Source organism: Streptomyces botrytidirepellens, assembly GCF_003721215.1.
In the GTDB taxonomy this organism is placed as follows: Bacteria; Actinomycetota; Actinomycetes; order Streptomycetales; family Streptomycetaceae; genus Streptomyces; species Streptomyces himastatinicus.
The window spans coordinates 24,733-32,163 of record NZ_RIBZ01000243.1; the positions used below are offsets into that span (position 1 = coordinate 24,733).

Below are 7,431 nucleotides of genomic sequence, written 5' to 3' on the forward strand. Positions count from 1 at the left end.
CGACCGCGCTGCGTTATCGAACGTTAATAGAGAGCGCGACATGATTCCAAGCTCTTCTGAAGAATCCGCGTAGCTTTGGCATGAACTTAGTAACCAAGGAAGGACAGATGGGGGCGTTTCACCCCGGTTGAAAAGGGATGGTAAAAACCTCCGGCGGGCTGATCGTGTGTCAATCGTTATGCGCGCGCGTCACGGTTGGCTACGGTCCGTGTCCGGAGCGGGGGTCGTGGTTCCGTTCGTTCCGGGTGGGCGCCGGACCGCGAGCAGGGCCATGTCGTCCGAGGTCTCTCCGCCCGCGTGCAGCGCGACGTCCTCCACCAGCGCGTCGAGCAGCCCGCCCGGTCCGGTGAAGCGGCGGCCGCGCAGCCGCTCCTCGGGGACGTAGAACGTGCCGTGCCGGTCGCGGGCCTCGGTCACCCCGTCCGTGAACAGCAGCAGCGTCGCGTCCTCGGGAAACCGCAGCTCCGTCACCCGGTCGGGCCACGCGCCCAGTTCGCCCATCCCCAGCGGCAGCGCGGCCGTCTCCGGCTCCAGGCGGCGCACCGCGCCGTCGCCGGGCAGCAGCAGCGGCGCCGGGTGGCCGCGGTTGATGAGGCGGAGGGTGGAGTCGCCGCGCGGGATCTCGCCGAGGACGGCGGTGGTGAACCCCTCGAACGCCTCCAGATCGGCCCGCTGCCGGGCGCCCTCGCGCCGCAGCGCCCGCTCCAGCCGCCCCGCGAGTCCCTCCAGCGTCGCCTCCTGCTCCGCGGCCTCCCGGAAGGCGCCGATGAGGACCGCGACGACCTCCACGGCCTGGAGCCCCTTGCCGCGGACGTCCCCGACGATCAGCCGTACGCCGTGCGGGGTGTCCTGCACCGCGTACAGATCGCCGCCGATCGCCGCGTACCGCTCGGCCGCCACATAGCGCGCCGCGACGTCCAGCCCGGCGATACGGGCGGGCGGTACGGGCAGCACGGCCCGCTGCGCCGCCTCCGCGATGCCGCGCGCCGACGCCAGCCGCCGGTCGCCGCGGCGGACGACGCGGTTGATCACGAGCGCGAGCAGGGCGACGGTGGCCACCGTGGCGATCTCGGTCGCGGCCTGGGTCGGGTCCCGTACGCCGTGCAGCTCCGCCAGCAGGCAGACGGCGGTGAGGGCGAGGACCGTGGTGATGATGGTCTGCCGCAGCGGGAAGAGGGAGGCGGCGACCAGCGGGGCCGCGGCGAAGAAGGGGGAGGCGGTGTACGGGGCCGGGGCGGCGAGGTCGAAGGCGATGCCGCCGAGCAGGAGGATGGCGGGGGTCCACGGGGCCAGTCGGCGCCCCGGCGAGGCCTGGACGGCCTCCTCGGCCGTGACGAGCCCGGCGGCCGCGCCCGAGGAGTCGGTGGCGGGCGTACGGGCGCCCGCACGAGCCCTGCTCCTTCGCACCCGCACCACCGGCTTCTCCCGCTTTCCCTGGTCCGTTACCCCGTCATCAGGCTTCCGGGTGCCGGGGCACGCTGCGAGTCGGTGGCGGCCATGTGGGTGGGTCAGAAGTGCTTCATCGTCGCGGCGGAGGGGCGGCGGATGTGCGGTGGTGAACACCGAAGCGGCCCCGGATGGCGTGCATCCGGGGCCGCAGGGGAAGCCGTGGCGTTCGTCAGGACTCAGAAGCCGTGGCCGCCGCCGTAGCCCTTGTCGCCGTAGCCCTTGTCGCCGTAGCTCCTGACGTTGTTCCCGTAGGGGTTGTCGCTGATGGCGATGTTGGTGCACTTGGCGCCAACGTTGATGTCGCCGCCCGGAGCGGTGCCGGTGACCGGAGTGATGAGGCCGGTGGCCGTCTCACAGTCGTTGCTCTGGACCGCCGCGGGGTTGTTGGTGAAGTTGAGACACTCGGCCCCGGCGTTGATGTCACCGCCCGGCGCGGCGATTTCGACACCGATGATGTCGCCGATCTTCGTGTCGCAGTGGTTGGTCTGGATGACCCCCCAGGGGTTGAAGCCGCCACCACTGTGGGCCGAGGCACCGCCCGCGCCACTGATGATCAGAGCGCCTGCCGCCACGGTCAGGACAGCAACCTTCTTTCCGATGTTCACGAGATTTCCTCCAGAAGAGCCGAATCCGCGGAAAACCACACGTTGCGATTCAACGAAAGGACAACCGCGACATCGGGGAGGCGCGCACGCACTTCACCCGATGGGCCCACTGTCGGATCATTCCGGTGTCGACGTATTCAGAGATCGACACCGAGGGCGCGGGCGTGGCGGTCGGCCGCCAACTCCGCCGACACCTCGTCGAGATACACCTCGCACACCAGCCGCCCGTCCCGGGTCAGGTTGTGCTCCAGCTCCCACAGGACGATCTCGTCGCCGCCCGCGAGCAGGAAGGCGTGCTCGTAGAAGCGGCACCAGGTGGCGTCGGGGCCGCCGGAGCGGCGGCGCGGCTTGGGGGCGAGGGCGATGTCATGGGCGAACGCCGTCATCAGCAGCCGCTCGGTCTCCTCCCCCGGACGGTCGGGGTTCTCGGCGCGGCGCAGGACGCGGCGGGCGTGGTCGGCCGAGTTGTCGGCCACGTACGCACGCTGGACCGCCTGGGGCTCGGCGGCCTGGAGCATCTGGTCCGGCAGCCACAGTGGTAATCCGTCCAGCTCCTCCCAGCGGGCGCCGCCGATGCAGCGGTGGACGCGGCGCTCGGCGAGCGCGAGGGCGTCCTCGTCCGCGTACAGCTCGAAGAGCGGGCGGTCGTCCGGGCCGGTGTTGTGCTCCAGCTCCCACAGCAGCAGGCTGCTGCCGTCGGGCAGCAGGAAGACATGCCGATACGTCGTGTATCCGCGCGGGCCTGACGGCTCGTTGCACTGCCGGCAGGAACGCAGCTCGGACTGGTGCATCAGGGCGCTCCGCGCCCGGCTCAGCACCGCCTCGCCGATCTCGAAGCCGTTCTGCGCACGGGCCAGCAGCCCGTCCATCAGCTCGGCGGGGGTTCCCCCCGCTCCTGAGTGCCCCACGTCTCTCCTCCCGCCCCCGGGTGACCGCCCCGCACACTCAGCGTAGCGGCGTGAACACGCGCCGCGCCTGTGGTTCCACGAAGCAGCCGGTCGGACTTGCGCCTCACTCACTCCTGCGTCGTGGAGTCAGGATGTATCACTCGTTCGGCCAGTCGAACAACTCCGGGGGCCGTCGCCTGCCCGCCGCCCCTCCACCGCCCGGCCACGGGAGCCTTGCCCTACAGGCGTCTCCGCTCATTCACGTAAGAAAGGGCCAGGCGCCCTTGCTCCAATTGCCTCTTATGACGGTCTCGTTTGCGGGATTCCCGGACAACACACGCCGGAAGAACCACGCTATGCCGGATGGGTGAAGCTAACTGGCAGCCCGAAGCCTTAGCTGATGAGTTTCGTTGTCTCATGCGTCCGTTGAATCCGCGGACCAACCCAGACGGAGGAATTAAGTGAACATCGGCAAGAAGGCGATTCTCCTGACCGCAGCGGCCGGCGCGCTGGCCATCAGCGGAGCGGGTGGTGCCATGGCCTACGGCAACGGCGACCTCGTTACTCAGAGCAACAAGTGTGACACCGAGACCGGCCTCACCGCCCCTGGCGGTCTCGACCTCGCTCCCTCGGGCGACGTCACCATCGGCTCCGACTGCATCAACTTCACCAACACGGGCGCGGTCTCCCAGAGCAACGACTGCGACACCAGCACCGCCGTCGACCTCGGCGGAGGCGCGGACCTGGCTCCCGAGGGCGACGTCAGCATCGGCAGCAACTGCGCCAACATCGCCATCGACGACACCCCGTGAGGCGTTGAACACCCGGTGGTGTTCCGGCCGAGCCGGAACACCACCGGGTGGCCCCTGGGGAATGCGGCCCTGGAAACTCCCCTTCCAGGGCCACTGCCACGTAAAAAGGTTGACAACAGCATTCGATTCTGTGAGCCGAACGGGTACAGGTGCCGCTGATTTCGGGCCCTCAGTCCACCGCCATCGTAGACCAGACGTTCGCTGATATCGCGAAGAACTCACATGGAGGCTCTTTATGCATATGCGTAAGAGGACGGCGCTTCTTGTAGCGAGCATGGGTGCGCTGCTCATCGGCGGTGCGGGCGGCGCCGAGGCCGCCACCCCCGGCCCTGGACTCAATGACGGGGGTGCCCAGCGCAATCGCTGCAATACGAGTTCCGTCATCGGCGGTGTCCAGCTCACGGCGTCCGATACCACGACCGAGACCAACTGCGTCAACAGCGCCGAGTCAGGGGTGAGGGAACAGAGCAATCGCTGCCGGACCCACTCGGTCATCGGTCCGGTAACGGTCGCCCTGGCTCCGGGCTCCACGACCACAAACCGGACCAACTGTGTCAACTACAGCAAGTCGGGTGGCGTGACGAAGCAGAGCAACGACTGCAAGACGACTTCCGTCCTCGGCCCCATCACCATCGGCCCCGGGGAGGTCACCAACGAGACCAACTGCGTCAACCTGGCCGGCACCGGTGACGGAAACAACAATAGCGGGGACGGCGCGGAGAACGGTTAGAGCAGAAAGAGCGCACATCAAGAAAGTCGCCAGAAGCCCTGAGCTCCTGACAATGAACGCGGCCCCTGGGGTACATATACCAGGGGCCGCGTTCGCCTGTCCGAGGATTTAAACCGGAAGGGCACATCCTGCGATTTTCTCCGACGCCATCGAATATGTAATTCGATGGACCGCACCATACCTTTAGTGCGGCGAACGGGTGATGCTCTCCATGATCCCGGATCCTGAACTGCCGGGATTCGTTGAAAAGGATGTCTGCGGAACATTCGCGGAGACCCTGATATGGAGGCACCAGCAAGATGCAGATCAGCAAGAAGGTAGCTCTCATGGCCGCGGCGGCCGCGGGCACAATCGTCGTCAGCGGAGCAGGCAGCGCGAATGCTCATGGCTTGTTCCCGCAGCCCAGCGGCGCCAGCCAGAGCAATTCCTGTGACACCGACCTCGGCCTCACCACCACTGGCGGTCTCGACCTCGCTCCCAGCGGCGCGTTCGAACCCAACTCCGAGTGCGTCAACTTCACCAACAGCCGAGCCGTGTCCCAGAGCAACGACTGCGACACGTCCACCGGCATCACCACCACGGGCGGCGCCACTCTCGCCCCCACCGGTGACATCGACCTCGGCAGCGACTGCACCAACATCGCGATCGCCGACCACGGGGTCAAGCACGTCGAGCACCACAAGGCCAAGGACCCGCACAAGGACCCGCACAAGGCCAAGCACCACAAGGCCAAGCACAAGGCCAAGGACCCGCACAAGGCCAAGGCCAAGGCCAAGGCGAAGGCCAAGGTCAAGGCCAAGGCGAAGAAGGACTGCAAGCACTGACACGTCGGCCCACGGTCAGGCACCAGTGCCCCCGGAGTCATCGCTCCGGGGGCACTGCGGCGCTCAGTCGGTCCGGTACGCGTCTTACCCGGAGCAGCCCGCGAGTGCCGGGACGCAGTTGTTGGGGTTGTTGCCCGCCACGTTCGTCGCGAGAAGCGACACCGCGCCGCCGTCGGAGAAGATTCCGCCGCCCTGGCCGCCATGAGCCGTGTTGCCCGTGATGACGCCCCCGACCAATTGTGCATTGCCCGCGTGATTGAACAATCCGCCGCCGTTCAGCGTGGCGGTATTTCCGGACACCACTGTGGACTGCACCTTCAGCGAACTGCCGAAATTCGCGATACCCCCTCCATTAGTACCGGCGGTATTTCCGTTGACCCTTCCGCCATTAAAGGTGAAATCGCCGGTGGACGTCCAGATTCCGCCGCCCTCGAAGTTGACCGTACGGTTGGTCAGCACCTGCACCGCGGCCAGGACGGACGTACCCCAGTTGGCGATGCCGCCGCCGGTGTTCGTGGCGGTGTTGTCGGAGATCGTGCCGCTGGCGACGGTCAGGGTGGCCCCGGGGCTGACGTGGATGCCGCCGCCGTCCCCACCCGTGTTGCCCGTCACCTGGCTGGTGTTGAGGGTGGCATTGGCCCCGTCTCCGACCTCGATGCCGCCGCCGACGCCGCTCGCGGTGTTGCCGCTGACGGTGGTCCGCACCAGGGACAGCGTTCCCAGGTCGAGGATGCCGCCCCCATCCGTCGCCTTCCCGTTCTCCAGGGTGACCCCGTACAGCGTGAGCCTCCCGCCCTGGGCGACCTCCACCAGCCGGAAGTCCGCTGCCGCGGCGCTGCGTCTGATGGTGGCTCCGAGACCGGTGATGGTCACGTTCCCCGTGATGACCGGCAGCCCGTCGGGCCCGTTGGTGCCGGGGGTCACCGCCGGGGCGGTCAGCGTGTAGGTGCAGCCGGCCGTCAGGGCAACGGTTCCCCCGCCCGCGTTGACGGCGTCGCTGACGGCGGAGACCAGGGCTGCCGCGTCGCCGCAGGGCACGGAGGCCTGGGATGAGCCCTCGCCGCCCGCCCTGCCCTTGCTCTCCTCGGCGGCCGAGGCCGGGACGGAGACCGCCCATGCCGATACCGCCAGCAGCACGACGGGGATGAAACCGCGGATCGTAGTCGCGAGTCGCACGTGGTCTCCTTCATGGGTTCCAGGGGGAGCAGCAGGATCAGACTGTGCGGCCGGATCGCGCTCGGCATCCGCTCGAGTACTGGATGAGTGACGCTCGATCCCCTGTGCGGAGGACACGACGAGTACCGCTTCCGCCGTCGCCCACACCGGGCGACAAGCACCCCCTGGAACGACGAAACCGCAGGTCAGCGATGCTGCCTGCGGTTTCCCACGTGGGTCATCAGGGGCTCGAACCCTGAACCAATGGATTAAAAGTCCACTGCTCTGCCAATTGAGCTAATGACCCGCACCCCCGCAGCATAGCCCGGCCAGGGGGTCCGCCCGGAGACAATATCTCCCCGGGTCGAAAGGCCGTGCAACCGCGGGGGGTTGCACGGCCCCGAACGGCGTCGGTCAGCCGTTGCGCTTCCAGCGCGGCTTGTCGGCGCGGCGGTCGTGGGAGCGGCCACCGGCGTTGCCGCCGCGGTGGTCGTCACGGCGCGCCGGGCGGTCGTCGCGGCGGTCGCGGTTGAAGGGGCGGTCCCCGCCGCGGTGGTTGTGGTCGCGGCGCTCGAAGGAGCGGCCGCCACGGTCACCGTCCCGGCGGTCGCGGCTGAAGCCACGGTCGTCACGGCGGTCGAAGGAACGGCCACCGCGGTCGTTGTCCCGGCGGTCCCGGTTGAAGCCACCACGGTCATCGCGGCGGTCCCGGCCACCCGACGGACGGTCGTCCCGGCGGTCGCGGCTGAAGCCCCCGCGGTCATCCCGGCGGTCGAACGAACGGCCACCACGGTCACCGTCCCGGCGGTCCCGGTTGAAACCACCACGGTCATCCCGGCGGTCCCGGCCACCCGACGGACGGTCGTCCCGGCGGTCGCGGCCGAAGCCACGGTCATCCCGGCGGTCGTCACGGCGGTCGAACGAACGGCCGCCACGGTCGCCGTCCCGGCGGTCCCGGCGCTCGAAGTT

The 7,431-nt window shown here is 68.5% G+C and carries 7 protein-coding genes, 1 tRNA gene and 1 pseudogene; 3 read left to right on the plus strand and 6 right to left on the minus strand.

The window, feature by feature from the left end:
- Positions 1 to 189: 189 nt before the first annotated feature.
- From EEJ42_RS19075 to EEJ42_RS19085, 3 genes are all read right to left on the minus strand, one after another.
- Positions 190 to 1,407, minus strand: a complete 1,218-nt coding sequence (locus EEJ42_RS19075) for a PP2C family protein-serine/threonine phosphatase (RefSeq protein ID WP_123101131.1) — start codon at positions 1,405 to 1,407, stop codon at positions 190 to 192.
- Positions 1,408 to 1,625: 218 nt separating this feature from the next.
- Positions 1,626 to 2,054 (minus strand): hypothetical protein, encoded by a 429-nt coding sequence (locus tag EEJ42_RS19080; protein WP_184503161.1) that lies wholly within the window; start codon positions 2,052 to 2,054, stop codon positions 1,626 to 1,628.
- Between the two features lie 137 nt (positions 2,055 to 2,191).
- On the minus strand, positions 2,192 to 2,962 hold the full coding sequence (locus EEJ42_RS19085; RefSeq protein WP_123101123.1) for a DUF6227 family protein: 771 nt from the start codon (positions 2,960 to 2,962) through the stop codon (positions 2,192 to 2,194).
- 440 nt (positions 2,963 to 3,402) lie between these two features.
- Between EEJ42_RS19085 and EEJ42_RS19090 the strand changes: the two genes are divergently transcribed.
- The 3 genes from EEJ42_RS19090 to EEJ42_RS19100 all read left to right on the plus strand — a co-directional run bounded on the left by EEJ42_RS19090 (position 3,403) and on the right by EEJ42_RS19100 (position 5,307).
- The gene (locus tag EEJ42_RS19090; protein ID WP_123101125.1) at positions 3,403 to 3,753 is read left to right on the plus strand and encodes a hypothetical protein; all 351 of its coding nucleotides are present in this window, start codon (positions 3,403 to 3,405) and stop codon (positions 3,751 to 3,753) included.
- Positions 3,754 to 4,027: 274 nt separating this feature from the next.
- Positions 4,028 to 4,483 (plus strand): hypothetical protein, encoded by a 456-nt coding sequence (locus EEJ42_RS19095; protein WP_246096923.1) that lies wholly within the window; start codon positions 4,028 to 4,030, stop codon positions 4,481 to 4,483.
- A gap of 299 nt (positions 4,484 to 4,782) precedes the next feature.
- Positions 4,783 to 5,307 (plus strand): hypothetical protein, encoded by a 525-nt coding sequence (locus tag EEJ42_RS19100; RefSeq protein WP_184503162.1) that lies wholly within the window; start codon positions 4,783 to 4,785, stop codon positions 5,305 to 5,307.
- 84 nt (positions 5,308 to 5,391) lie between these two features.
- Here EEJ42_RS19100 and EEJ42_RS19105 read toward each other — a convergent pair whose 3' ends face one another.
- From EEJ42_RS19105 to EEJ42_RS51875, 3 genes and pseudogenes are all read right to left on the minus strand, one after another.
- Positions 5,392 to 6,483: a right-handed parallel beta-helix repeat-containing protein gene (locus tag EEJ42_RS19105; protein WP_123101129.1), complete on the minus strand. Its 1,092-nt coding sequence runs from the start codon at positions 6,481 to 6,483 to the stop codon at positions 5,392 to 5,394.
- A 213-nt stretch (positions 6,484 to 6,696) separates the two neighbouring features.
- Positions 6,697 to 6,769, minus strand: a tRNA-Lys gene (locus EEJ42_RS19110).
- A gap of 107 nt (positions 6,770 to 6,876) precedes the next feature.
- Positions 6,877 to 7,431 (minus strand): annotated as a pseudogene (locus EEJ42_RS51875) (DEAD/DEAH box helicase); the annotation flags it as partial.

Bases quoted from the DNA above. Each gene is read 5' to 3' on its own strand.
- EEJ42_RS19100 (WP_184503162.1), top strand. From the start codon at position 4,783: ATGCAGATCAGCAAGAAGGTAGCTCTCATGGCCGCGGCGGCCGCGGGC.
- EEJ42_RS19095 (WP_246096923.1), top strand. From the start codon at position 4,028: ATGGGTGCGCTGCTCATCGGCGGTGCGGGCGGCGCCGAGGCCGCCACC.